This is a genomic window from Niabella digestorum, assembly GCF_036409055.1.
Lineage (GTDB): Bacteria > Bacteroidota > Bacteroidia > Chitinophagales > Chitinophagaceae > Niabella > Niabella composti.
This window is the reverse complement of the sequence record NZ_JAZGLY010000007.1, coordinates 76772-102542: the sequence shown is the minus strand read 5'-3', so window position 1 is coordinate 102542 and position 25771 is coordinate 76772. Positions and strand designations below refer to the sequence as shown.

The window sequence follows — 25771 nt, the reverse complement described above, 5'->3', positions numbered from 1 at the left end:
ATGAAAAAGATAAAACTTTTTACCACCGTATGCATTGCAGCTATTACCGCAGTAGGTTGTAAGCAGGATTTTTTGGAGGATATGAGGAGTTTTGATACCTATGATGAAAGAATATTTGAAAACGAAGTGCAGACAGGATGGTATATCAACAAGCTGTACTATGATTATTTTTCAGGTTACAAATCTCCCATACTTACAGTCGTGGGGTTATATAATGATACCAGAAGTAGGTCGACTGAAGAAATAGGAGGTACGGTAACGGATTATATTCATCCACAGAAAACATTAGTAGAAGCTAATCAGGCAGACGGGTATTATGGTTCCGCACTGGGCGCAAATGCTACCAATGTTCCTTATACACGTATTCGTACAGCAAACTTTTTATTACAAAAAATTGAGGAGCGCGGGCAAAATCTCTCAGCTGACTTTAAGGCAAAAGCTAAAGGACAAATGTATTTCCTGAGGGGCTTGCAGTACTTTGATTTGTTACGCATCTACGGAGGTGTGCCTATTGTTACTACTGTGCAAACAGCATCGGCTGATGATCCTTCCATAAAATTGCCACGTGCTAAACCAGCGGAAGTGGTAGCACAAATCATTGCGGATTTTGATTCAGCAGCTGCCTTATTGCCTGCAAGATGGCCCGATAGTGATTACGGACGTTTTACTTCTGCTGCAGCACTTGCAATGAAAAGTAGAGTATTGCTCACTTTTGCGAGCCCTTTATTTAATCCAGATTGGGATAATCCCGGTAATGAACGCTGGCAAAAGGCGTTAGATGCAGGTTTGGCTGCAGAGGCTGCATTAACTTCTGCTGGCTATGGGCTGTATGGCTCTAATGGAAAGGAATGGTCGGAAATGTGGTATAAAAATGATAATGCTTTCAACAAGGAAGCCATTATCGTTCGTTTACTAAGCAGTTCTACCGCTTCTTCGGGAGTGGAGAATAACGGTTGGGAACGCTCTATTCGCGTATCCAAGCAAACCGGAGCAGGCGGTATTTCTGCACCGAAAGAAATGCTGGATCTCTTTCCGTTGGCAAATGGCGCTCGCCCTACTGCTGCAAATGGTTATGATTCTACTTATTTCTTTTTAAATAGAGATCCACGTTTTTATAGAACCTTCGCGTTCTCTGGCATGAAATGGGGAACTAAAGAATCGCCTAATGACGTTGTGTGGTTGTATAGATGGGCTTATAGCGGTAATCGTACAGCCTATAGCGACGGAAATCAGGTAAGTAGTCCGGCAGTAGTACGCAAAATGTCAAATCCCGAGGGGGCAAGTACCGCAGCGGGTCTCGCTTACTCCGGTACTGATATATTTGAATATCGCTACGCAGAGCTTTTACTGAATATTGCAGAATGTTATGCAGCGAAGGGTGATATTAATAATGCGATTGTCTATTTAGGAAAAATTAGACAGCGGGTAGGAATTCCGGCGGCTAATAATTATGGTATAGGTACGCTTACCACAAAATATCAGGCTATCGAGGCTGTATTGTATGAACGCAGAGTGGAGCTGGCTTACGAAGGTAAAAGGTTTTGGGATGCACAACGCTGGATGTTGTACAATGATGACCCCGCTGCTGGAAACAACACCTGCCAGAAGCTGGGTATTAATCCCATAAATGGTTCTGCAAGAACAGGAAGATTATGGCAGTACAAAACAGTAGCACCCGATGCCGGAGATCCATTATTGGCTGCACGTACCGGAATTTTTGTTGATCCGGATGCTCCTGATTTTGCAACCCAGCTGAACAATTTGAAAGACTTTGTTGACAATTATATTAAAATTGAGGGAACCGATCAACCAATGGATAGAGATGCCTCTAACAATCCTCTCTATATTAATTTTAGACAGAACTATTATATTTCCGGATTAAATGCTAATGCTTTATCGGTAAATCCGTGGTTAGAGCAAACTATTGGTTGGAATGATTATAATGGTGCGCCGGGAACTTTTAATTATCGACAATAACAGTTCTTTATGTCCATATAGAATAAGCCAACGCTGAGAATGCTTGATAAAGTGTAAACTGAATTTTAAAAATTATGATGCGTTATTTTATTGTATTAGGTATTGCAAGTTTAGGTTTGAGTAATGTAAGCAAAGCTCAGTATCCGGCTGTTTCTAAAGAAGATCAGGAGAAAGCAGATCGGCTTATGGAAGAGGCCAGGCGTCATTCCGATTCCATGTGGGCCATTGCTTATCCCATTGTAAAAAAAGAAGCTACAGAGGGGCGTCCTTATGTTCCCTGGGCTTCAAGAGTGGATGATTTGCCAAAGGCGTCAATACCCGCTTTCCCGGGTGCTGAAGGTGGAGGTAAATATACCATGGGAGGCCGCGGAGGCAAAGTGTTAGTGGTGACCAACCTCAATGACGACGGGCCGGGAAGCTTTCGTTGGGCGTGTGAACAGGGAGGTGCGCGTATTGTAGTGTTTAATGTTTCTGGAATTATTCGATTGAAGACACCGGTAATTATACGTGCTCCTTATATATCTATTTTCGGACAGTCAGCTCCTGGTGATGGAGTATGTATTGCAGGCGAATCGGTGTGGATTAATACACATGATGTCATTATCCGTTATATGCGTTTTCGGAGAGGTGAAACATGGGTAGGTCGCAGGGATGATGCTATTGGTGGCAATCCTGTGGGGAATATTATGATTGATCATGTGTCTGCCACATGGGGCTTGGATGAAAATATGAGTATATACCGGCACATGTACAATGATAGTACCGGAAAACAGGAAGAAAAATTAGGTACTGTAAATGTGACTATCCAGAATTCCATTTTTGCTGAGGCATTAGATACTTGGAATCATTCTTTTGGTTCTACGTTGGGCGGAGAAAACTGTAGTTTTATGCGTAATCTTTGGGCTAATAATACGGGACGTAATCCTTCTATTGGCTGGAACGGTGTTTTTAATTTCGTGAATAATGTTATCTACAACTGGGTACACCGTTCTATTGATGGGGGAGATTATCGGGCACAATATAATATTATAAATAACTACTTTAAGCCTGGACCTGCTACACCTAAAAACTCTCCGGTAGGTCATCGTATACTAAAACCAGAAAGTGGGCGTAGCAAGTTGCCCTACAAAGTGTATGGTAGAGCGTATGTAGATGGTAACATAATGGAAGGATATCCGCATATAACAGCTGATAACTGGGCAGGAGGTGTGCAGGTCGAAAATCTGGATGGCGTAGGAGAGCATGAAGCTTATATGCGACAAAAGAGTCCACTCATTATGCCTGAACTTACAATAGTGAGTGCTAAAGATGCAATGGATTTTGTACTCAATAATGTTGGGGCTACTTTACCTAAACGTGATCCAGTCGATGCACGCATAGTAAAGGAAGTTAGAGAGGGTAAGGCAACAGCACTCCCTAATGTGAAGTTGCCAGAGACACAGTTTAAGCATCGCCGTTTGCCTATCGATTCCTACAAGATAGGGATTATTACAGATCCTTCTCAAGTGGGTGGATATCCTGAATATAAGGGAACTCCGTATAAGGACTCAGACAACGATGGGATGCCCGATGCGTATGAGAAAAAGATGGGGCTTAACCCGAATGATCCTAGCGATGCCTCTCAATATTCAAAATCTGGTTCCGGATATACTAACATCGAAGAGTATTTGAATAGCCTTGTGGATATCAATACTGTAGTTCCTTTAAAGAAGATGTAACTCATGAGTGAGGTCGTATCGACCTCACTTTCTTTCATTATATTAGCTCTTATCATTAATCACAGATTTATTGATTGCGTGAGTTGTTTAATGGACTATATTACAAATCTGATTAACGCATATATTCTCAGACAGAATAACAATAAGTTCTACTATTATTATCTGCCTGCAATTATTCTATTACTGATTGTTAATAGCCTGCCCGCTCAAAGTCCTAAACCTCTTTTGCCTGTTGAAATTGTTGAAGGAAAATTAGTTTATAACCCCGATCCAACTACAGGAGACAGAGTACCTGATTATTCTTATTGTGGATATAAAGCTTCCGAACAGGAAATTCCGATGGTTCCAGTAAAGGTGCTGGTACCTTTGGTACAAGGAGATGCTACAGCAACCATTCAGGCTGCTATTGATAAAGTGGCTAGTCTTCCTCTAGATCAGAATGGTTTTCGAGGAGCAGTGCTGTTATCCAATGGTGTATATGAAGTGATGGGACAGTTACATATTCATCAATCTGGAATTGTCCTCAGAGGCCAGGGGCAAACTAGTCTTTTGGGAAAAGGAATTGACAGAGATGGGTTAATTAGAGTGTTTGGCAAAGAGGATATTAGTATCCAAAATCAAACGACGATAATAGATGAGTATGTTCCAGTGGGCGCTACTTCTTTTTTGGTGAATAACGCTTCGGATTTTAAAGTAGGTGATCAGGTATTTATTAAGCGGCCTTCGGTAAAGGAGTGGATTGATGAATTGGGTACCGAGAGTTTTGGAGGAGGCATTTCTGCCTTAGGTTGGAAACCCGGAGATGTAGATATTCGTTTCGATCGGAAAATTGTGGCACTTGAGGAAAATAAAGTTACAATTGATGTTCCTCTCACTACTTCACTGGATAAAAAATATGGCGGTGGATTACTAACAAAATATGCATGGCCCGGACGAATCCAGAATATTGGTATAGAAAATTTATTGCTGCTATCAGATTTCGATAAAGCGAATCCGAAAGATGAGAATCATCGATGGATGGCGATAACTCTAGATAATGTTGAAGATGCATGGGTAAGGCAGGTTACATTTAAGCATTTTGCAGGATCTGCGGTGTATATTAATGAAACCGTGCGAAGAGTGACGATTGAGGATTGTATTGCTATAGAGCCAATATCAGAAATTGGTGGACAACGACGCAATACTTTTTTTACACGCGGGCAGCAAACATTATTTCAACGATGTTACTCAGCCAACGGTTATCATGATTTTAGTGTAGGCTATACTGCTGCTGGGCCAAACGCTTTTGTGCAATGTGTTGCTGAAAGGCCATATAGTTTTAGCGGTACAATTGGTAGATGGGCATCTGGTGTTTTATTTGATATTGTTGAAATTGATGGCAATGCAATACGATTTGGTAATAGAGGTCAAGATGGACATGGGGCCGGATGGAGTGCTGCCAATTGTTTTTTATGGAATTGCAGTGCATCATTGATTGAATGCGATCGTCCACCTACGGCTCAAAACTGGTCATATGGATCATGGAGCGAATTCGCAGGAAAGGGTTTTTGGACCGAATCTAATAATCATTTAAAACCTAGAAGTTTTTTTTATGCTCAGTTGGCACAGCGTCTTAATAAAGATGTGAGTAGACAGGCTGCAATATTACACATTAGTACAGAGGCATCCACTAGTCCAACCGTAGAGGCGGCTTCACAGCTCACAGAGGCGGCTTCACAACCGAGGGTGCGACTACTAGACTGGATTGCAACGGCCTCCCAACGCAATCCTATTAACACTGAGCATAAAAATGCTATTATCATATCGCCTCAAAGAAAAACAGAAAATAATAGCATTGCGGGAGCTGGCGTTATTGTCAAAAATGGTTGGTTGGTAAGCCAAAAATCTGGGAATATTTTAACGGGCAAAGTTCAGAATATCCCTTGGTGGTCTGGCGGTATTGAAGGGAAAGCATTAGAACAGGCTCGTAGAAAACCTGCTATTACACGCTTTGTGCCAGGAAGGGTAGGACCTGGACTTACAGATGATTTAAATGCAGTGATTGACTCGATGAAAGCGAACAATGTGGTGGCCTTGAATCAGCATTATGGACTTTGGTATGATAGAAGACGAGATGATCACGAACGTATCAGACGGATGAATGGAGATGTATGGCCACCTTTTTATGAGTTGCCTTTTGCAAGGAGTGGTAGAGATACAGCCTGGGATGGATTGAGTAAATACGACTTGACAAAATATAATGAATGGTATTGGGCTCGTATGCAGCAGTTTGCTTCCTTAGCCGAAAAAAATGATTTGTTACTGATACATCATCATTACTTTCAACACAATATTATAGAAGCTGGAGCTCACTATGCCGACTTTCCTTGGCGTACTGCTAATAACATTAATAATACGGGCTTTGTAGAACCAGTAAATTATGCTGGTGATAAGCGTATTTTTTATGCTGAACAATTTTATGACACAACACACTATGTACGTCGACAGCTGCATCAACAATACATATGGAAGTGTCTTGATAATTTCCGCAACAATAAGGCGGTAATACAACTGCTGAGTGAAGAATATACAGGCCCCCTACATTTTACTCAGTTTTGGCTAAATGTCATTGCAGCTTGGGAAAAAAGAAATCAACAAAAACAAATTATTGGATTAAGTGCCACCAAAGATGTTCAAGACGCAATATTGAATGATTTAAAATATCGTTCTTTAATTGATGTCATTGATATCAAATACTGGCACTATCAGCCAGATGGTTCTTTGTATGCTCCAGAAGGAGGTAAAAGCCTAGCACCCCGTCAATGGGCGAGATTATTAAAGCCTAAAGCAGCAAATTTTGATCAGGCTTATCGAGCCGTTCGGGAGTATAAAGACAAATTCCCTGATAAAGTAGTGACGTTTTCGGCTGATGGGTATGATAAATTAGGATGGGCAGTGTTTATGGCCGGAGGTTCTTTACCCGCATTACCACGCGAGACGGACAAGAATTTCTTAAAAGCAGCTATTGATATGAAGCCTACCGATGCTTATGGAAAATATGCTTTGGCAGGTGAAAACGACATAATTCTTTATATAGAGTCTGCAAAAGAACTTGCCCTAGATTTATCTGCCTTTAAAGGAAGCTTCTCGTTAAGATTTGTAGATGTACATACAGGTAAGGTGATATCGGCCCCTAAACAGATAACTGCAGGTAGAACTCATCCTGTCATTATACCTAAAAAACCTTTGATCGTGTGGTTGTCAAAGAAATAATAGGAAGCCCTTATTTAAAATTATTTTAAATAGCGAGTGATAAGCGACTCATCTTGCTAAACGAACAATACATATTAAATCTGCGAAACAGTATTAGCAAAACATCTGATGAAGCGGCATATAAAAAACTATTCTATCATTTTTATCCGCTTCTAAGACGCTTTGCTTATAATTTATTGGGAAATGCTGAGGTTGCAGAGGAAATTGTGTCTGATGTTTTCTTGAAGATTTGGGCCATTAGAGATAAGCTTACCCTAGTAAAGGATTTGAAGTTGTATCTTTTCAAATCTGTTAAGAACGCTTGTATTAATTATCTGAAAAGTGCTGCTCACAAATACAGTAAGAGTACTAATTTTATTGAGGAAACAGCTAAGCTGTACCCTTCGCCAGAATCGGAGTATATCTATGCCGAATTGCATCAAATTATCCGAAGTGCCATAAACAAATTACCCGCAAAACGTCAGCTTGTTTTCCGTCTCGTTAAAGAATATGGCCTTACCTATAATCAGGTAAGCGAAGTGATGCAAATTTCTCAGAATACCATCGAAACACATATGCGTCATGCTTTAAAGAAAATAAAGCATGCTTTGGATAAATATCAGAACATAGATAAATAATTCTTTTCACGGTAAGCATCAAAATTCTTGTCTTAATAAGTAGATGCTGTTCTATGGAGAGTAGTAAGCAAGAAAGAATATATGAGTTGCTTGCCAAAAAGCTATCGGAAAATGCAACATTGGACGAGTTGCGTGAGCTTGAAAGCTTACTAGCTTTGCGACCCGATTTCAAGCGATTGCACGATAGCCTGCAAGATTATCCGAGGATAAATGATGCTTTGAGCAAGGATCTTACGGATCAAGCATATGCTGCACAATTTGTAAAAATGATGTATGCAGAGGATGATCCGAAAGTTGTAGCTACCTGGCTTGAAGAAACTGATCTCGTCGCTCAAAAACGCCGTATATGGAATCTTAAATCATGGAGAGTTGCTGCCGTTTTATTGATATTGATAATCGCAGCCACTACTTTTTATCTCTTAAATGGGAATGAGTTAGTAGGGACTATCGGTTTGATGAGTGATGTTGAAAAAAAATCTTCTTCCAAGTCAAAACTAACGCTTCCGGATGGGACAACGGTATATTTAAACACAAACAGTTATCTCCAATATGGAGCTGATTTTAATAAAAAAAATCGTGAAGTGTCATTGGTAGGTGAAGCCTATTTTGATGTAGCTCAGGATTCGATAAAACCATTTATAGTGCGTACATCCAAAGCCACAATAAAAGTGATAGGAACGCGTTTCAATATAAAAAATTATGAAAATGATATCTGGGAAGCTACTTTGTTGCAAGGGAAAATAGAAATGTATCTAAACAATAGACCAAAGGATAAGCTACAGTTGGAACCCTCTCAGAAAGTGTCTATTGTGGAGGAGAATGCGCCAGCGAAGTATAAGCGTAGCAAAGAGGGGGATTTTAAAGTTTTAATCTCCAAAATTAATCAGCAGAGCTCCGAAATAGCGGAAATAGCTTGGATGGATAACAAATTGGTATTTTTTGATGAACCATTATACAAAATTGCTAAAGAACTGGAGCGCTCCTTCGGTATAACGGTAAAGATTATTTCCTCCCAAAGAGCAGAACAGAGATATACAGGTTCTTTTAAAAATGACAATCTTGAGCAGATTTTGAAAATACTAAATATGTCCAATCCGATAAATTATGAATGGAACGGGAAGGAGCTGATCATAAAATAATTCATTCACTTAAAAAAAGCATATGAAGAAAATTGATGGATACTTGTAAAAATAGAGGAGAATGCGGCAACATTCCCCTCTTGATGGTGCACTAAAACAATGTTTAATGCGATTTTTAAAATTAAAACCAATCAAAATTATGCAAAAATTACTTGCTTCGGGTTGTGATGACTTCCGAAAAACGTTGCTTGTTATGAAATTGATGTGCATTATGCTGCTTTTGGCGGTACATGTATCTGCCAAAAATTATGGACAGTATGTAATAAATCTAAAGGCACAGGAGACGACTTTAGCCAATCTGTTCACTCAGATTGAGAAACAATCGCCTTATTCGTTTTATTACAGCAATAATCTGCTCCCTTTATCCAAGAAAGTATACATCTCTGCTCAGAACGCCTCGTTGAATGCTATTTTGAGCAAAGTATTTGATGGCACCGGTATAACCTGGAATATTATTAATGACCATCGGGTGGTACTTTCCTTAAATGCCGATTATGTTAGTAATCCCTTCAAGCTGATCAAAGGCGTGGTGCGTGATCAGAACGGACAGCCGCTATCCCGTGTATCGGTGACTGTGCGTGGAGAGCAGGTAGGAACTATAACGGATGAGTCCGGACAGTTTTCCATTAACGCCAATGTAGGCGATACGCTCATCTTTTCACGTGTGGGATATGTTGAGCAAACGGTTGTAGTGGACGCACAAGACGAGCTTGAAATTATATTAATTGCTGCAGATCAGCGATTGGATGAAGTAGTAGTAATTGGATATGGTAGTGTGCGTAAAAGAGATCTTACAGGAGCCGTATCGTCGGTAAAAGCAGACGACATTGTTCGCTCTCCTGCACATAATGCTATGGAAGCTATACAGGGACAGGTGCCAGGGTTGGATATTACCCGTAACTCTGGTAGTGCTACATCCGGTGTAACTATGAACATCAGAGGAAAAAGATCTTTATCTACGGCAAGAGATGAGTATGGTAATTTAATTGCTAATAATCCTTTGGTAATTATTGACGGTATTCAGGGGGGGAGCGTATCGGATATTCCACCTCAAGAAATTGAATCTATTGAAGTAATGAAGGATGCTTCTTCCACAGCTATATACGGTTCGCAGGGGGCAAATGGCGTAATTATCATTACTACCAAAAGAGGAAAAGCCGGAAAAACAAAAATCTCTTATAACGGATACACGGGTTTGAACGGATGGGCTCAATATCCCAAAATGCGAATGGGCGAGGACTATATTCAGTTGAGAAGAGAAGCAGCCAAAACTGCAGGACAATGGTCTTCACCCGAGGATGATCAAACGCTGTTTACACCCAGCGAATGGGCGGCGATTCAGAATAATCAATGGGTGGATTGGGTAAAAGAAGTGCTACATACTGGCACTGTACAAAATCATCAAATTACAGTATCGGGTGGAACTAATAAAACCACAGGTCTTTTATCTGCCGGTTATTACAGAGAAAAAGGTTCTTTAAAGGATGATATTCTTAACAAGTATAATGTAAGAACTACAGTGGATCATAGCTTTTCGAATGTTTTCAAGACCGGAGTCTCCTTAAATCTTACACATTATAATGGTTTCACAAGAGCGGATAACGTGTTGTGGCGTGCGGCTACCAATGAGCCTTTAGGCCAAGTATACGATGAGAACGGTCAAGTGGTGCTTTGGCCTCTGGGTACATCAGGAAAGGTAAGTCCATTAGCTGATGAGGCAGATGAATATGTTGCTAAGCATCAGCGGTTGACTACAAACATTTGGACCAACGGCTATGCCGAAATTAAACCGCTTCCTGGCTTGTCTTTCAGATCCAATTTCGGCGCCAATCTTAATTTCAGAAGAAATATGGATTTTGAAAGCCAAAATTCCATAAACCGAGCAGGATTATACAATGATGCACTAGCGTCGATTGCTGCTACTGAAAAATCATTTATTACATGGGATAATATTGTTAATTATAGCAAGAGTATTAATGATCATGCTTTCACACTTACTGCACTGACATCTTGGACACAGTCTAAATTCAGAAGCTCATACAGCGAGGGTTCTGGACAATTAATTCCCAGTCAACTTTGGCACAACCTATCTGCAAACGCAAAAAGCTCTTATGTAATTCGCTCCGGGTATGTACAAAGCCAGACCTTCTCATATGCTGCTAGATTAAATTACAGCTATCTGGGTAAATACTTGCTTACCTTATCTAATAGATGGGATGGAGCATCCAGATTGGCCGAAGGTCATAAATGGGCAGCATTCCCTTCTGCGGCTTTTGCTTGGCGTATCATTGACGAAGGTTGGTTTAGTGCCTCCAAGAATCTTAACGAATTAAAATTGCGCATCAGCTGGGGTATGACCGGTAATTCTGGTATTAGCGAATACGGTACGCAATCATATCTGAATGCATTGAGCAATTCAGCATTCCAGGACAGGGGATATACCTATTATGTATATAGTGAGTTTTTAGGAAATGTGGATCTAGGTTGGGAAAAATCAGCATCTACTAACATCGGTCTTGATTTTGGCTTTTTTGATAACAGATTGTATGGTAGCTTAGATTTTTATAATACAAAGACCACCGATATTTTGCTGCCCCGTACATTGCCTACATCATTAGGAAGTGGTAATAATACACCATTTAAAATTTACCAGAATATAGGTGCTACTAATAACCGTGGTTTGGAGCTTAGCTTGAATAGTGTAAACATTAAGAATAAAAACTTCACCTGGACCACCAATCTAACCTTTGCAATGAATAAGGAAAAGATTGTGAATCTGATTGACGGTAGAGATATCATTGGAGCTGTAACTCGGGAGACAGAGTCGCTGCTCATTGGTAGACCACTTAATTCTTTCTATACATTTAAGCGCTTAGGTATATGGCAATTGGATGAGGCGGAAGAGGCTGCTAAATATTTTAAAGATGCAGCCAAAACGCAACCTTTTAAGCCAGGTGATATAAAATTAGCAGATTTGAATGGTGATTATATTATCGATGAGGTAAACGATGTGCAATACATCGGTACTACGTCTCCCAAATGGACCGGCGGTTTGAACAATACATTTAAATATAAAAACTTTGACCTTACCGTTTACATTATCAGCCGCTGGGGCCATATGATGGCGTATGATTTTACAGCTTCATATGATCCACAAGGAAGAGGTAATCATCCGGCTTATTTAAACTACTGGACACCGGAAAATCCATCAAATGATTTCCCAAGACCAGACCTCACCAACTTCTATAACTACAGAGGTTATCAGGCATTGAATTATGTAGATGCTTCTTATGTGAAATTGAAAACAGTATCCTTAGGGTACAGCTTCCCACGTGCATTATTAAATAAGTGGGGAATGTCTGATCTAAGAGTATATGCTTCGGCTAATAACCTTTATACCATCGCCAGAAGCCATTTAGTGAAGGATTACGATCCGGAAAGAGGAGGATCGGCTAAGTCGCCTTTACAGCGTCAGTTTGTCTTCGGATTAAACTTCAGCTTCTAAAGATGAAATTATAAAATAGCAAATGCGTGATACTTAATTCTAATAATAATGTACTGTGAAATAGAGTAAGAAAATATGTTCAACCAGAAGAGTTAGTGCTATTTCACATGGCTATAAAAACATTAAAAATATGAGTATGAAAAATATTATAAACTTGATAAGAGTGAAATCCACATTAGTATGTGGCATGACTTTACTCTTCTCCTGTAGCCTTAAGGAATATAATCCTGGCGGTACAACTGCAGATGTAGTTTTTGCTGTTGAAGAAGGTATGAATGCATTGGTGAATTCTGCGTATGTTAACTATGGTGGTCAGTTTTACGGAAGAGAGGATATAGTAATGTTGACAGAAGGTGGTACCGACATCTGGATTAATATCGCCAATAGTGGATATGGAAGGCAGATGACCAAATATGAAGAACTTACGGCCAGTACAGGCCAGATTAGAAATACCTGGAATCGTTTATATGAAATTATCAACTACTGCAATGCTGGCATTGAGCGTATTGATGGTGTACCTTACAAGTCGCCAGATGAGAAGCGTTCCCGCAAAGGCGAGTTGCATTTTTTGAGAGCCTATACTTACTGGCATATTGTGGAATTTTTTGGAGGTGTGGATCTGAGAACACAAGAAACGAAGACTGCTGTATTAACAGCTTATAGAAGCCCCATTACTGCCTTTTATGATTTAATGTTACAAGATTGTGATGAAGCAATTGCTAATCTTCCTGTAGATCCTTATCCGGCTACAGATATTGGGCGGGCTACTTTGAAGGCTGCTTATGGTTTAAAAGCACGTTTAGCATTAACTAGAGTTGCCTATGCTACCAATCAGGCAGAAAAAGACCAATATTATCAGATGGCGCGTGATGCGGCTATGTACGTAATAAATAATCAGGCTGCATTAAAAGTTTCTTTGTACAGCACCCCAGATGCAGTATTCGCTCCTCAAAATAATAAGACCAATACGGAAGCAATGTTTGTAGTAACACACTCTACTGTATCTTCATTGAATCCTCAGCCCAACAATCCCAATAGGTTACATATGTGGTATAAGGCTAAATACTCTGACCGAGCTGGAATGGTGCAAGACTTATTTTATGGAAATGATAATAATGCTCGTTCGGGCAGCATGTGCCTCATGCCTACACGTCATTTATTGGAGTTATACAACGAAGATATTGATGGAAGATATAAGGCGTGGTTTAGAGAGGAGTATTATTTAAATCGTCCCAGCTATTCATGGACCGCAGATGATCTCGCTGCGTTTGAAAAACCATCTAGCATGGTTGGAACAACGCTTAATGCTGGAGATTTAGCTCTTTTGTATACAAAGAAAAAAATTGCGGATAAAAGAAATAAGCCTTACGCTGTAGTGGATATTGATGATACCTATGATGGCGATCAAGTGTCCACCAATCCAAGATTTAATATTTGCTTTCCTGCTTTAACAAAGTTTAATGATCCTAACCTGCCAGCCCCTAATTCTAATTTCGGCACTAAAGATGTAATTACAATGCGCTTGGCAGAAATGTACTTTATTGCCGCCGAATCTGAATTGATGATGACGGGTGGATCTAAAGCTAAGGCAGTTGAACTGATAAACGTAATTAGGCGTAGAGCGGCATTACCCGGTAAGGAAAATGATATGATGATTACTGAAGCGCAACTGAACTTAGATTTCCTGCTAGAAGAAAAAGCAAGAGAACTCTGCGGCGAGCATTTGAGATGGTTTGATTTAAAGAGAACAGGAAAATTGTATGATTATGTAAAAGCTTATAATAAGGATATTCCACTCATACAACCCTTCCATGTGTTGCGACCAATTCCTCAGATGTTCCTCGATGCTATACTGAACGCAGACGAGTTCGGACAAAATACAGGATACTAGTTACGATAATATCGAATGATGCGATTCTCAGAATATGGGAATCGCATCATTTTTTAATCTCTTAGCAGAAGGTTGGCATAGATATTACAATGATGGAATAAATTTTCATATTGATGGAAAAAATTATTTTAAGTTGATGCTATCGGCCATGCGTGCTAATTTTAAGTGCATTATTCGGTAGTTGATTGTCATAGATGGTGCAACGATTGTTCTTCGGCATGTTTAATTATAATAATGATTTTATGATGCTTTGTGGAATACCATGTTCTGGTTTTGTGCTTGCTTTTAAAAGATTTTGCTGTATGCTCCTGCTCTCTATTGCTCTTTTCGTATCTGATAGGGTTTGCGGACAACAGATGTCTAAACTGAAAATCTCCGCTAATAAACGTTTTTTTCAAACTGCCGATGGAAAGCCTTTTTTCTGGTTGGGCGATACAGGCTGGCTGTTTTTTACTAAATGTAGTAGAGAAGAGTCACTTTATTATTTGGATACCAGAAAGGAGCAAGGCTTTAATGTAATACAGGTAATGGTGTTACATACATTGTCGGCTAAGAATGTTTACGGACATAGCGCTTTAAAAGATGGTGATATCAGTAAACCCATAGTTACTCCGGGTAATGATGTGAATGATAAAGAAGCGTATGATTATTGGGATCATGTGGATTTTATCATTGAGGAAGCTGCGAAAAGAGGAATATATATAGCGTTGGTACCTATTTGGGGATCGGCGGCCAAAGACGAAAGTGTTACTGCAGACAAAGCTGAGCAATATGCAATGTTTTTAGCTAATCGTTATAAAAAATATGCCAATATTATTTGGTTGAACGGCGGAGATATTGAAGGTTCTATAAAGACCGACGTGTGGCAGGTTATCGGATCCACCATCAAGCGCTATGATCCGGAACACTTGATGACTTATCATCCCAGAGGACGCTATTCTTCGGCCGACTGGTTTCATCATGAGCAATGGTTAGACTTTAACATGTTTCAGAGTGGACATCGAACCTATGCGCAAGATACCAGTAGTCGCGAGAAACATCGTTACGGTGAAGACAACTGGAGATATGTGGTAGATGGCTATCAATTACAACCTGCTAAGCCAATTCTGGATGGGGAGCCATCGTATGAGAACATTCCATACGGCCTACACGATTCCACGCAACCTCGATGGTCGGCACATGAAGTGAGAAGATATGCATACTGGAGTGTTTTTGCAGGCGGTGCAGGCTTTACTTATGGCGAGAACGCGATAATGCAATTTCATCAGCCAGGTGATGCAGGAGCCAATTTTGGCGTGACAGGTAGTTGGAAGGAGACTATCACGGCTCCTGGCGCGTTGCAAATGCGTTATCTTAAATCCTTGATGTTGTCATATGATTACTTTGATAGGAAGCCTGCCCAGGAAATTATCGTCGATAATGATCATACAAGATATGATTATATTTTGGCAACAAAAGGGAAGAACTACGCCCTCGTGTATACGTATACAGGCAGAAACTTTAAAGTGAATATTACCAAATTGGGTTTTGTTCCTTCCAAAGCACTCTGGTATAGTCCTAAGGATGGCACGCAGACAAATGTTGCAACTTTCCCCAGAGCAGAAATAATAGCTTTTGATCCGCCAGGAAATCCTGAAAACGGTAATGATTGGGTGCTTATCTTGAAAAAATAATCTGTCACTAAAATGGTATTGCCTTGAAGAAAACGATTCTAATATTAGTTTTAGCTGCAGTTCTGGTATCCTGCTCTCATAAAGCTTATTTGTTTACATCATTTCATGAACCGGCAGATGCTGGCTTGCGTATGTTGTATAGCTATGACGGTTATAAGTGGAAAGATTTTAATCATGTGTTTCTGGCTCCAGAAATAGGGAATCAACGGGTTATGCGCGATCCTTCGATGGTACAGGGGCCAGACGGTACTTTCCATCTGGTGTGGACGACTAGCTGGCGAGGTGATAAAGGTTTTGGATATTCAAGCTCTAAAAATCTTATTAATTGGACTAAACAAAAGATGATTCCGGTAATGGAGCACGAGCCTTCAACTGTGAATGTGTGGGCTCCGGAATTATTTTACGATGAGGATGCTAAAAATTATAAAATTATTTGGGCGAGTACTATCCCTGGCCGATTTGAACGTGGGGTAGAGGAGGATAGTAATAATCACCGTATGTATATAGTGGAAACAAAGGACTTCGAATATTTTAGTCCTACGAAGCTATTTTTGGATCCTAAGTTTAGTGTAATTGATGCGGTGATTGTGAAAAAAGCAGTAAATGACTATGTTCTTGTATTAAAAGATAACACCCGTCCCGAACGTAATCTTAAAGTAGCATTCAGCGATAAGCCTACAGGACCTTGGAAAAATATTTCAGCTCCGTTTACCGAAAGCTTTACCGAAGGCCCATCTGTAGTAAAGGTTAAGGACCAATGGCTGATATATTTTGATGCTTACCGTAAAAAAACGTACGAAGCAGTTGCAACAAAGGACTTTGTTCATTTTACAGATATTAATGATCGTATAACTATTCCTAAAGGTCATAAACATGGTACAATAGTACCTGTAAAGCGTAAGATCGTAAAGCAGCTATTGAAAAAACTAAAAACTGAAGATAAGTGATGAAGTGGTGTCTGACATTATGTTTGATTGTATTAGTATTTACTTGTTCGGCGCAGTTTGATACTGCACGATATACAGGTAGTACCTTGTCCAATGTGGATTATCACCATGGGCAACTAACGCCTGCGGTGGGAGTACATAATATTCAGGTATTTCGTGCGAATCGGGAGCATCCGAGCTGGGCAGGTGGGATGAACTGGACTTATAACCATCAGCCAATGATATGCTATTGGAACAATACATTTTATTTACATTTTCTGAGTAATCCTGTTGGAGAGCATATAGCACCTGGAGCTACCTATTTAGTTACTTCGAAAGATGGTTATAATTGGAGTGCTCCTGTAACGCTTTTCCCTACTTATCAAATTCCTGATGGCTATAAGAAGGATCATGATACCGTTGTGGCTCAAAATGCATATGCAGTGATGCATCAGCGGATGGGATTTTATGTGGCTAAGAATAATAAATTATTGGCACTGGGGTATTATGGGATTGCTTTATATAGTAAGGATGACCCCAATGACGGTAACGGTATTGGGCGGGTAGTCAGGGAAATTAGACCCGATGGAAGTTTCGGGCCGGTTTATTTTATTCGGTATAATCATGGATTCAATGAAAAAAATACAAAATTCCCTTTTTATAAAAAGTCAAAGGACAAATCCTTTATAGCAGCATGCGATGAATTGTTATCGCAGCCTCTACAGATGCAGCAGTGGGTTGAGGAAGCGGATCGTAATGATCCTTTGATTCCGTTAAAACGCGAGTATAAAGCTTTCAGTTATTATCATTTGAAGGATGGAAGGGTCGTTGGTTTTTGGAAAAATGCTCTGACAAGTATTTCTGTCGATGAAGGCAAAAGTTGGCAGTACATGCCTTTGCGTGCGCCCGGTTTTGTAAATGCTAATGCAAAAATATGGGGGCAAAAAACAGGAGATGGAAAATATATTACAATTTATAATCCTTCGGAGTTTAGGTGGCCGTTAGCCTTATCAGTAAGTGATGACGGGTTAAATTTTAAAAATCTTTTACTGGTAAACGGAGAAATCACACGCATGCGTTATGGTGGTAACTATAAGTCCTACGGGCCTCAATATGTTCGTGGTATTCAAGAGATGAATGGAGCTCCTCCTGATGGAAATGTGTGGGTAACTTATAGTATGAATAAGGAAGATATTTGGGTAGCCAAGATCCCCACGCCGGTAAAAAGCTATGTTGAAGAAAATGTGTATGAGGAATTTAATGAACTATCTGATCAAGAAGAATTGCTATTATGGAATATTTATAGTCCCATATGGGCACCTGTTTCGATTTCTAAAATAAAAGGCCGCAAGTGGCTCACATTGCAGGATTATGATCCTTTTGACTACGCCAAGGCAGAGCGGATGGTACCTATGTCAGAAAACATAAGAATAGCATTCGATATTACCCCTCAACAGCATTTAAATGGCCAACTGGATATCGAAATACAGGATGCTAAAAATACACCTTGCATTCGCATTAGTTTTGATGCTACGGGAAATATTATTACAAAGGCGGGTTATCGCAATCGTACCTTAAGCAAATATGAACCCGGACAGCAGTATAATTTCATTATTGAGCTTAACACTGCCACTCGCATGTATACTGTTACCATTAACAATGGGAAACCGGTACGTAATGTATTGTTTGCCCCTATACATAAGGTACATCATGTGACCTTCAGAACCGGTGGCGTAAGAAGATTCCCCGATGCAGATACTCCCACCGATCAAATGTATGATATGCCGAATGCTGGGGAGAAAGATAAAAATGCAGTATACCGTATATCTTATTTTAAAGCGGAGAAATTATAGATTATGATGATTTTTAGATCCCTCATAGCACTTGTTATATTGTTTGCGACTTTTATTTCACAAGCGCAAATATCTCGACCCTATATATTAAAGCATGAAGATTACAAACATTATATAGATTATTTCAATGCTATGGAGGATGAGCCTATTGTACAAGCTATACCTAATAAAGCTTCCTGGCAATGGATGCAACAAAATATACCGTTATTCAACTGTCCTCAAAAAGAATTTGAAGAAATATTTTATTTCCGTTGGTGGACATTGCGTAAGCATATTAAAGCAACAGAGCAGGGATTTGTTTTTACCGAATTTTTAGTACAACGTTCCTATGCAGATAAGTATAATCTCATTAGCAGTGCTTTGGGGCACCATATTTATGAGGCTCGTTGGCTTCATAATCAGCAGTACTTGGATGATTATCTTCGTATATGGTATCGCGGTGATGATGGGAAACCTTTAAAACGATTGAGAGCTTACAGCAGTTGGAATATGGATGCTGTATATAATCGTTACCTCGTTAATAGAGATACTGCCTTTTTAAAAGAATATTTCCAAGATTGGATCGCAGATTATGCCGGGTGGGAATTGGATCGAAAACTACCTAATGGATTGTTTTGGCAATATGATGTTCGCGATGCCATGGAAGAAAGCATTAGTGGAGGACGAAGAGAGAAGAACCTGCGCCCTTCTATCAATAGTTATATGTATGGGAATGCTGTTGCTATTTCGAAGATGGCTGTACTTCTGGGAGCAACTTCAACAGCTGATTTGTATCAGAAGAAAGCTGATAGCATTAAGACGCTTTTGCAGCAAAAGCTGTGGAATCCTCACTCAGGTTTTTTTGAAGTACGTAAGGAGCACGGAGACACTTTAGCTAATGTAATGGAAGCTATTGGGTTTACCCCTTGGTATTTTAACTTGCCGGATAGGCGCTATAACATTGCTTGGAGAAAGCTGATGGATACACATCATTTTAATGCGCCTATGGGTATTACCACAGCAGACAGAAGTCATCCGCAATTTCGTAGTCATGGATGTTGTAAGTGCGAATGGGATGGAGCAATATGGCCTTTTGCGACAGCTCAAACATTGACGGCAATGGCCAATCTTCTAAATAATTATAAAAATGTACCTGTAACAAAGAATGACTATTTTACTCAATTGAAAAAATACGCCCGTTCACAATATCGTAACGGAAAACCCTATATAGGAGAATACATGGACGAAAAAACGGGAATGTGGCTTACCCATGATGCCCGAGGTCGTTATTATAATCATTCTACATTTAATGATTTAGTGATTACAGGGTTAATGGGCTTGCGTCCGCGAGCTGATAATATCGTTGAAATCAATCCGCTGATACCTGAGCATAAATGGGATTGGTTTTGTCTTGATAATATTTTATATCATGGTAAAACGTTGACCATCATTTGGGATAAAACCGGAGAAAAATATCATCAAGGTAAAGGTTTAAGCGTATGGGTGAATGGTCGAAAAATAGCCAGCTCTAGGAGAATCAGAAAACTTGAAGCGCGATTGTAAAACATAGCATGCAGATAGCCATATGAAGTTTCGTGGTGAATTTAATATGACCAAGTGGGAATACTTTCTAAAAAGTATTAATACCGTGTTGTTGTTGTTATGGGCAAGTGTAATGTTGGCCCAGCAAACGGAGAAAGTATATCTCTCCGGAAGAGGTAGCGATGATATGGTAGAGTGGGATTTTTATTGCACTGCCGGTATGAACTCGGGCAAGTGGACTACAATAGGAGTGCCGTCATGCTGGGAATTACAGGGGTTTGGAAAATATGATTATGGATTTGCTAAAGACAGTGTGCGTGGTAAGGAAAGTGGCTTATATAAAAGAACATTTAACGTGCCGACATCTTGGAAGGGGAAAATAGTGAATATCGTTTTTGAAGGTGTAATGACGGATGCAGAAGTGAAAATTAATGGTAAATTGGCCGGGCTTAAACATCAAGGGGCTTTTTATGCGTTTAAGTACGATATATCTAAGCTGTTGAAATATGGTAAAGAGAATCTACTGGAGGTAAAGGTAGATAAGCACTCTTCTAATAAATCAGTAAATGCAGCAGAGCGTGAAGCCGATTATTGGATATTCGGAGGAATATTCCGGCCCGTATGGTTGGAGGTATTGCCATCTATACATATCAGTAATATTGCTATCGATGCCAAGGCCGATGGAAGCTTTCATACTACATTTAATGCCCCGCTTATTGATCGTGTGGAAATAGACTTTTATGATGCACAGCATCAAAAGGTGCATGCGTATAAGAAAGATATCATCTCTAAACATCAGGAAGTATCTCATACCATCATTACGCAAATAAATCAGCCTCATTTATGGACATCGGAAACGCCATATTTATATCTTGCTAAGTATCGCATTTATCAGAATGGAAAATTGATGCATGAGGTTACTCAAAAATTTGGTTTCAGAACGATTGAAGTAAGGAGAAGGGATGGTATTTATATTAATGGCGTTAAAATAAAATTCAAAGGTGTAAACCGCCATTCATTTCGACCCGAAAGTGGAAGGACGACAAGCTATACTAACAGCGTAGAGGATGTATTGCTGATGAAAGAAATGAATATGAATGCTGTGCGCATGGCTCATTACCCGCCAGATGGGCATTTTTTGGATGTGTGTGATTCGTTAGGATTATATGTTATTGACGAACTAGCGGGATGGCATGGTCATTATGATACACATACAGGAAAGCAACTAGTAAAGGAAATGGTGGAGCATGATCGTAACCATCCTTCTGTAGTACTATGGGCCAATGGAAATGAAGGAGGAAGCAATCCTGAGCTCGATCAGTATTTTGAGTTATACGACTTACAGCGAAGAGTCGTGATTTATCCTTGGCAATTGCATAATGGTATCGAAACACAACATTATCGTCAGTACAATTATGGTGTGGGTAATTACGATAATGGTCGCGAAATTGTAATGCCAACCGAATTCTTGCATGGATGGTTTGATGGTGGGCATGGGGCTGGTCTGGAGGATTACTGGCATAAGATGTGGCATAATCCTCTCAGTGCGGGAGGATTTCTATGGGATTTTGCAGATCAAGGAGTAGTGCGAAGAGATCTTAACGATTCCATCGATACGGACAAACACAGAGGCGCTGATGGAATTTTGGGGCCTCATCATGAAAAGGAAGGGAGCTTTTATACCATTAAGGAAGTGTGGAGTCCAATATTTTTTGAGCGAAGAGAGATTACCGAGAATTTCGACGGAAAGTTTTACATTGAAAATCGATATCACTTTCTTAATGCAAACACTTGTTCTTATTCATGGAAGTTGCAACGATTTGCCCATACGGGTAATTTAGAAAAACAAGGAACCATTGCTGCCCCTGATATATTACCAGGTCACAAGGGATTTATTCAGGTGCCCTTACCTGATGATTGGTTCTCGTACGATGTATTATATATCACGGTAAAAGATTTGTATCAAAGAGAGCTTTTTACTTGGAGCTTTCCTATTCGTACCCCTCAGCAAAAGATTCGGGAGCTGTTGCCAAATAAAGAGGGTGTTTATGATGTTGTGTTGACAGAAACATCGAATGCGTATAAAGTAAGTGTGGGCGCATTAGAGTTATTGTTTGATAAGGCAAAAGGTTTATTGTTGCAGGTGCGTAATGATAAAGGTCAGGTTCCTTTATCGAACGGCCCCATTGTCCAGGAAGGTGTAACCAATTTTTCAGGTATACAATATCATTATGATGAAGATAAAAATCTGGTGATAAAATCGACATACGATAAAAAGCAAAGTTTCAATACGCTGGAATGGGTAATACATAAGAATGGATGGGTACAGCTGACAGTAAATTATTTCCCCGATTCGTTGCATACAAAAATGCTGGGAGTCAATTTTGATCTTCCCGAAAGTGAAATACGTTCCGTAACATATCTTGGCAAAGGGCCATACCGGGTGTGGAAAAACAGACTAAAGGGTGGAACAATAAATCTTTGGGAAAAAGTGTATAACGATACTGAAACAGGTGAAAGCTGGGTGTACCCAGAGTTTAAAGGCTATTATGCAAATTTTTATTATGGTATTTTTCATACCAGAAACCAACGCTTTATGGTAGCAACAGAAACTGAGGATTTATTCCTCCGTTTATACCGTGCACGTTGGAAGACGGATCAATGGCACAATTATGAACCATGGTTCCCTGATGGTGATATTTCATTCATGAATGCGATCCCTTCTATTGGCTCCCGCACACAAACTCGAGAAACCACCGGACCAATGGGATTGGATAATATTTATTACGATTACGAAAAGGATCCATCTAGGGCGTTGCGAATTGTATTATGGTTTAACTTCAATATGAAGTAACAATATGATGAAGATTCGGATATTAATATGGTGCTTATGTCTGACGGTTACAACAGCTGCACAGGTAACTGTTCAGCATATGCGATGTGAGCAACTAAAGAACCCGATAGGTGTTGCCACAGCCACACCCAATTTTAGCTGGCAATTATATTCTAAATCGAGGAATGTGAAGCAGCAGGCCTATCAAATTATCGTTTCTTCATCAAAAGAGAGAGCCGAAAAAAACATCGGTGATATATGGGACTCCGGTGAAGTGTTAAGCGATGAAACCCTATTTATTCGTTATCAAGGCAGGCCTTTAGCATCGAATCGTTATTACTATTGGCGAGTACGTTCTATTACCAATAAAGGCGAAGCGTGGAGTGCCCCCGCATATTTTACTATCGGATTATTACAATCATCACAATGGAAGGCTCAATGGATTGGGTATGATAATGCTTTCCCTTGGGATAGCATTTCACAGTGGTCAAGACTATCAGCTCGATATTTCAGAAAAGAGTTCACCTCGTCCAAAAAAATCAAAAAGGCTTTTGTTAATATTGTTGGTCTAGGGTTATACGAGCTTTACATTAATGGAAATAAAATAGGAGAACAAGTTTTAGCACCCGCACCTACGGATTATCGAAAATCTGTGTTCAGTAATACTTTTGATGTTACAGCGCATATTACTTCAGGCACTAATGCCATTGGAGTAATTTTAGGCAATGGACGTTTCTTCACCATGCGGCAACAATACAAGCCCCAAAAGATTAACAATTTTGGCTTTCCTAAATTTTTATTGCAACTAGACATTATCTATGAGGATGGTACCACTACCCAGGTGCTATCCGATAAAAGCTGGAAGTTTACAGCCGATGGCCCTATACGTACCAATAATGAGTATGATGGGGAAGAATATGATGCCACTAAAGAGCTGGGAGACTGGACTAAGGTGGGGTATAATGATAAAGAATGGTTACAACCACAACTGGTATCTGCTCCCCAAGGTAATATAATACCGCAACCCAATCCTTTTATGAAAATCATGAAGCGTATTGCGCCTGTTAAATTAAACAAACTAAGGGAGGGTATTTATATACTCGATATGGGACAAAACTTTGCAGGCTGGTTACAAATAAGGGTAAAAGGAAAGCGCGGTGATAAGGTAAAACTTCGTTTTTCTGAAAGCCTACAGTCGGATGGAGAGTTATATGTAGCTAATTTAAGAGATGCAAGGGTTACGGATATTTATACTCTAAAGGGCGAGGGGATAGAGGTTTGGCATCCTCGGTTTGTGTATCATGGTTTCCGCTATGTGGAAATCTCCGGTTGGCCCGGAATTCCGAAGTTATCCGATTTTGAGGGACATGTTATTTATGATGACATGAATGATACCGGTAATCTGGAAACTTCATCCGAAACGATTAATAAAATTATCAGAAATAGCTGGTGGGGTATTGCTTCCAACTATAAAGGTATGCCGGTGGATTGTCCCCAACGTAATGAACGCCAACCTTGGTTGGGCGATCGAGCACAGGGTGCTTATGGAGAAAGCTTTTTATTCGATAATCAGGCCCTTTATGTAAAGTGGCTCGACGATATTAGAGAGTCTCAGACAGAGGAAGGGGCGATACCGGATGTGGCTCCGGCTTATTGGAATTACTATTCTGATAATATGACTTGGCCCGGAGTATATTTGCTAGTAGCTGATATGCTGTACCGCCAGTATGGCAATAAAGGGGTAATTACAGCACACTATCCTTTCATGAAAAAGTGGCTCACCTACATGAAGCGTAAGTATCTTAAAAATTATATTCTTACTAAAGATAAATACGGTGATTGGTGTGTTCCACCAGAGGATTTAACCATAATACGGTCACAAGATAGTACGCGTACCACTAACGGCCACCTTATTGCAACAGCCTATTACTACCATTTTTTACAATTAATGAAATCTTTTGCTGCCCTCTCCGAAAATATTAAAGATATTGAAATGTATGAGCAGGAAAGTAAAAAAGTATTAGAGGCTTTTAATAATAAGTTTTTTAATGCGCAAAGCTGTAATTACGATAATGGAACCATAACAGCCAATTTGCTTCCTCTATATTTCGGTTTAGTGCCATCGGATAAAAAAGCATGCGTTTTTGATCGGATTATTAAGAAAATGGAAGCGGACCAGATGCATATCAGTACGGGGGTTATCGGTACGCAATGGCTGATGCGGGGATTAACCCATTATGGTCGCGCGGATGCAGCCTTAACGCTGGCAACCAATACCACTTACCCTAGTTGGGGTTATATGATTGCCAATGGAGCCACTACCATATGGGAATTATGGAATGGTAATACGGCCAGCCCCCAAATGAACTCACAAAACCATGTGATGCTACTAGGGGACTTATTAATTTGGTTATTTGAAAACGTCGCTGGGGTCAAAGCGGCTCGTCCTGCGTTTAAACAAATAGAGATGCAACCTTTGTTTATACCAGGGCTGGAATATGTACGAGCTTCCTACAAATCTGCCTATGGACTTATCAGGAGTTCTTGGCAACTGGAAAAAGAAAAAATAAAATGGCATATCGAAATTCCTGCCAATACTAACGCTATAATAAAAATTCCTACCAATGATCCTAGCAGCATAAAGGAAAATGGTATCCCTGCTTCCCAAGTTGAGGGCGTAACACTTCTTGAGTACAAAAAGGGTTTTGCTGTATTCAGTCTTTCTAGTGGTAGTTTTCAGTTTGAGAACTGATAGTTTTTAAAATTTTTATATTAAAATGCAATAAATGTAGCCTGATAAAATCTAAACAGATTCTTTATCAGGCTATTATCATTTTTGTATCAGAATAAGCTCGGTATATACATT

Annotated in this window: 13 protein-coding genes; all 13 read left to right on the top strand. The window is 39.8% G+C overall.

Features of this window, described 5'->3' with window-relative positions:
• Complete coding sequence (locus V2H41_RS11715; RefSeq protein ID WP_330975345.1) at positions 1-1977, top strand: RagB/SusD family nutrient uptake outer membrane protein; 1977 nt, start codon at positions 1-3, stop codon at positions 1975-1977.
• Between the two features lie 74 nt (positions 1978-2051).
• Positions 2052-3695 carry a polysaccharide lyase gene (locus tag V2H41_RS11710; protein WP_330975344.1) on the top strand — a complete coding sequence of 548 codons (1644 nt, stop codon included), beginning with the start codon at positions 2052-2054 and terminating at the stop codon, positions 3693-3695.
• A gap of 90 nt (positions 3696-3785) precedes the next feature.
• Complete coding sequence (locus V2H41_RS11705) at positions 3786-6947, top strand: DUF6298 domain-containing protein (RefSeq protein WP_330975343.1); 3162 nt, start codon at positions 3786-3788, stop codon at positions 6945-6947.
• A gap of 53 nt (positions 6948-7000) precedes the next feature.
• Positions 7001-7564 (top strand): RNA polymerase sigma factor, encoded by a 564-nt coding sequence (locus tag V2H41_RS11700; RefSeq protein ID WP_330975342.1) that lies wholly within the window; start codon positions 7001-7003, stop codon positions 7562-7564.
• Between the two features lie 53 nt (positions 7565-7617).
• Positions 7618-8703 (top strand): FecR family protein, encoded by a 1086-nt coding sequence (locus V2H41_RS11695; RefSeq protein WP_330975341.1) that lies wholly within the window; start codon positions 7618-7620, stop codon positions 8701-8703.
• Positions 8704-8842: 139 nt separating this feature from the next.
• Positions 8843-12208 carry a SusC/RagA family TonB-linked outer membrane protein gene (locus V2H41_RS11690; protein WP_330975340.1) on the top strand — a complete coding sequence of 1122 codons (3366 nt, stop codon included), beginning with the start codon at positions 8843-8845 and terminating at the stop codon, positions 12206-12208.
• Between the two features lie 136 nt (positions 12209-12344).
• Positions 12345-14099 carry a RagB/SusD family nutrient uptake outer membrane protein gene (locus tag V2H41_RS11685; protein WP_330975339.1) on the top strand — a complete coding sequence of 585 codons (1755 nt, stop codon included), beginning with the start codon at positions 12345-12347 and terminating at the stop codon, positions 14097-14099.
• Positions 14100-14401: 302 nt separating this feature from the next.
• Entirely contained in the window at positions 14402-15772 is a 1371-nt protein-coding gene (locus V2H41_RS11680) for a glycoside hydrolase family 140 protein (protein ID WP_330975338.1), read from the top strand.
• Positions 15773-15795: 23 nt separating this feature from the next.
• Positions 15796-16719, top strand: coding sequence for a glycoside hydrolase family 43 protein (locus V2H41_RS11675; RefSeq protein WP_330975337.1), 924 nt, complete (start codon positions 15796-15798; stop codon positions 16717-16719).
• On the top strand, positions 16719-18551 hold the full coding sequence (locus V2H41_RS11670) for a six-hairpin glycosidase (protein WP_330975336.1): 1833 nt from the start codon (positions 16719-16721) through the stop codon (positions 18549-18551). The genes V2H41_RS11675 and V2H41_RS11670 overlap by 1 nt, the downstream gene beginning before the upstream one ends.
• A 3-nt stretch (positions 18552-18554) precedes the next feature.
• Positions 18555-20093, top strand: coding sequence for an MGH1-like glycoside hydrolase domain-containing protein (locus tag V2H41_RS11665; RefSeq protein ID WP_330975335.1), 1539 nt, complete (start codon positions 18555-18557; stop codon positions 20091-20093).
• Between the two features lie 22 nt (positions 20094-20115).
• The gene (locus V2H41_RS11660) at positions 20116-22926 is read left to right on the top strand and encodes a glycoside hydrolase family 2 TIM barrel-domain containing protein (protein ID WP_330975334.1); all 2811 of its coding nucleotides are present in this window, start codon (positions 20116-20118) and stop codon (positions 22924-22926) included.
• A 4-nt stretch (positions 22927-22930) separates the two neighbouring features.
• The gene (locus V2H41_RS11655; protein ID WP_330975333.1) at positions 22931-25657 is read left to right on the top strand and encodes an alpha-L-rhamnosidase; all 2727 of its coding nucleotides are present in this window, start codon (positions 22931-22933) and stop codon (positions 25655-25657) included.
• Positions 25658-25771: the final 114 nt, after the last annotated feature.

Excerpts from the sequence above, each read along its gene's own strand:
- V2H41_RS11715 (WP_330975345.1), top strand. The coding sequence starts at position 1 with ATGAAAAAGATAAAACTTTTTACCACCGTATGCATTGCAGCTATTACC.
- V2H41_RS11710 (WP_330975344.1), top strand. The coding sequence starts at position 2,052 with ATGATGCGTTATTTTATTGTATTAGGTATTGCAAGTTTAGGTTTGAGT.
- V2H41_RS11705 (WP_330975343.1), top strand. The coding sequence starts at position 3,786 with ATGGACTATATTACAAATCTGATTAACGCATATATTCTCAGACAGAAT.
- V2H41_RS11695 (WP_330975341.1), top strand. The coding sequence starts at position 7,618 with ATGGAGAGTAGTAAGCAAGAAAGAATATATGAGTTGCTTGCCAAAAAG.
- V2H41_RS11690 (WP_330975340.1), top strand. The coding sequence starts at position 8,843 with ATGCAAAAATTACTTGCTTCGGGTTGTGATGACTTCCGAAAAACGTTG.
- V2H41_RS11685 (WP_330975339.1), top strand. The coding sequence starts at position 12,345 with ATGAAAAATATTATAAACTTGATAAGAGTGAAATCCACATTAGTATGT.
- V2H41_RS11680 (WP_330975338.1), top strand. The coding sequence starts at position 14,402 with ATGCTCCTGCTCTCTATTGCTCTTTTCGTATCTGATAGGGTTTGCGGA.
- V2H41_RS11670 (WP_330975336.1), top strand. The coding sequence starts at position 16,719 with ATGAAGTGGTGTCTGACATTATGTTTGATTGTATTAGTATTTACTTGT.
- V2H41_RS11665 (WP_330975335.1), top strand. The coding sequence starts at position 18,555 with ATGATGATTTTTAGATCCCTCATAGCACTTGTTATATTGTTTGCGACT.
- V2H41_RS11660 (WP_330975334.1), top strand. The coding sequence starts at position 20,116 with ATGAAGTTTCGTGGTGAATTTAATATGACCAAGTGGGAATACTTTCTA.
- V2H41_RS11655 (WP_330975333.1), top strand. The coding sequence starts at position 22,931 with ATGATGAAGATTCGGATATTAATATGGTGCTTATGTCTGACGGTTACA.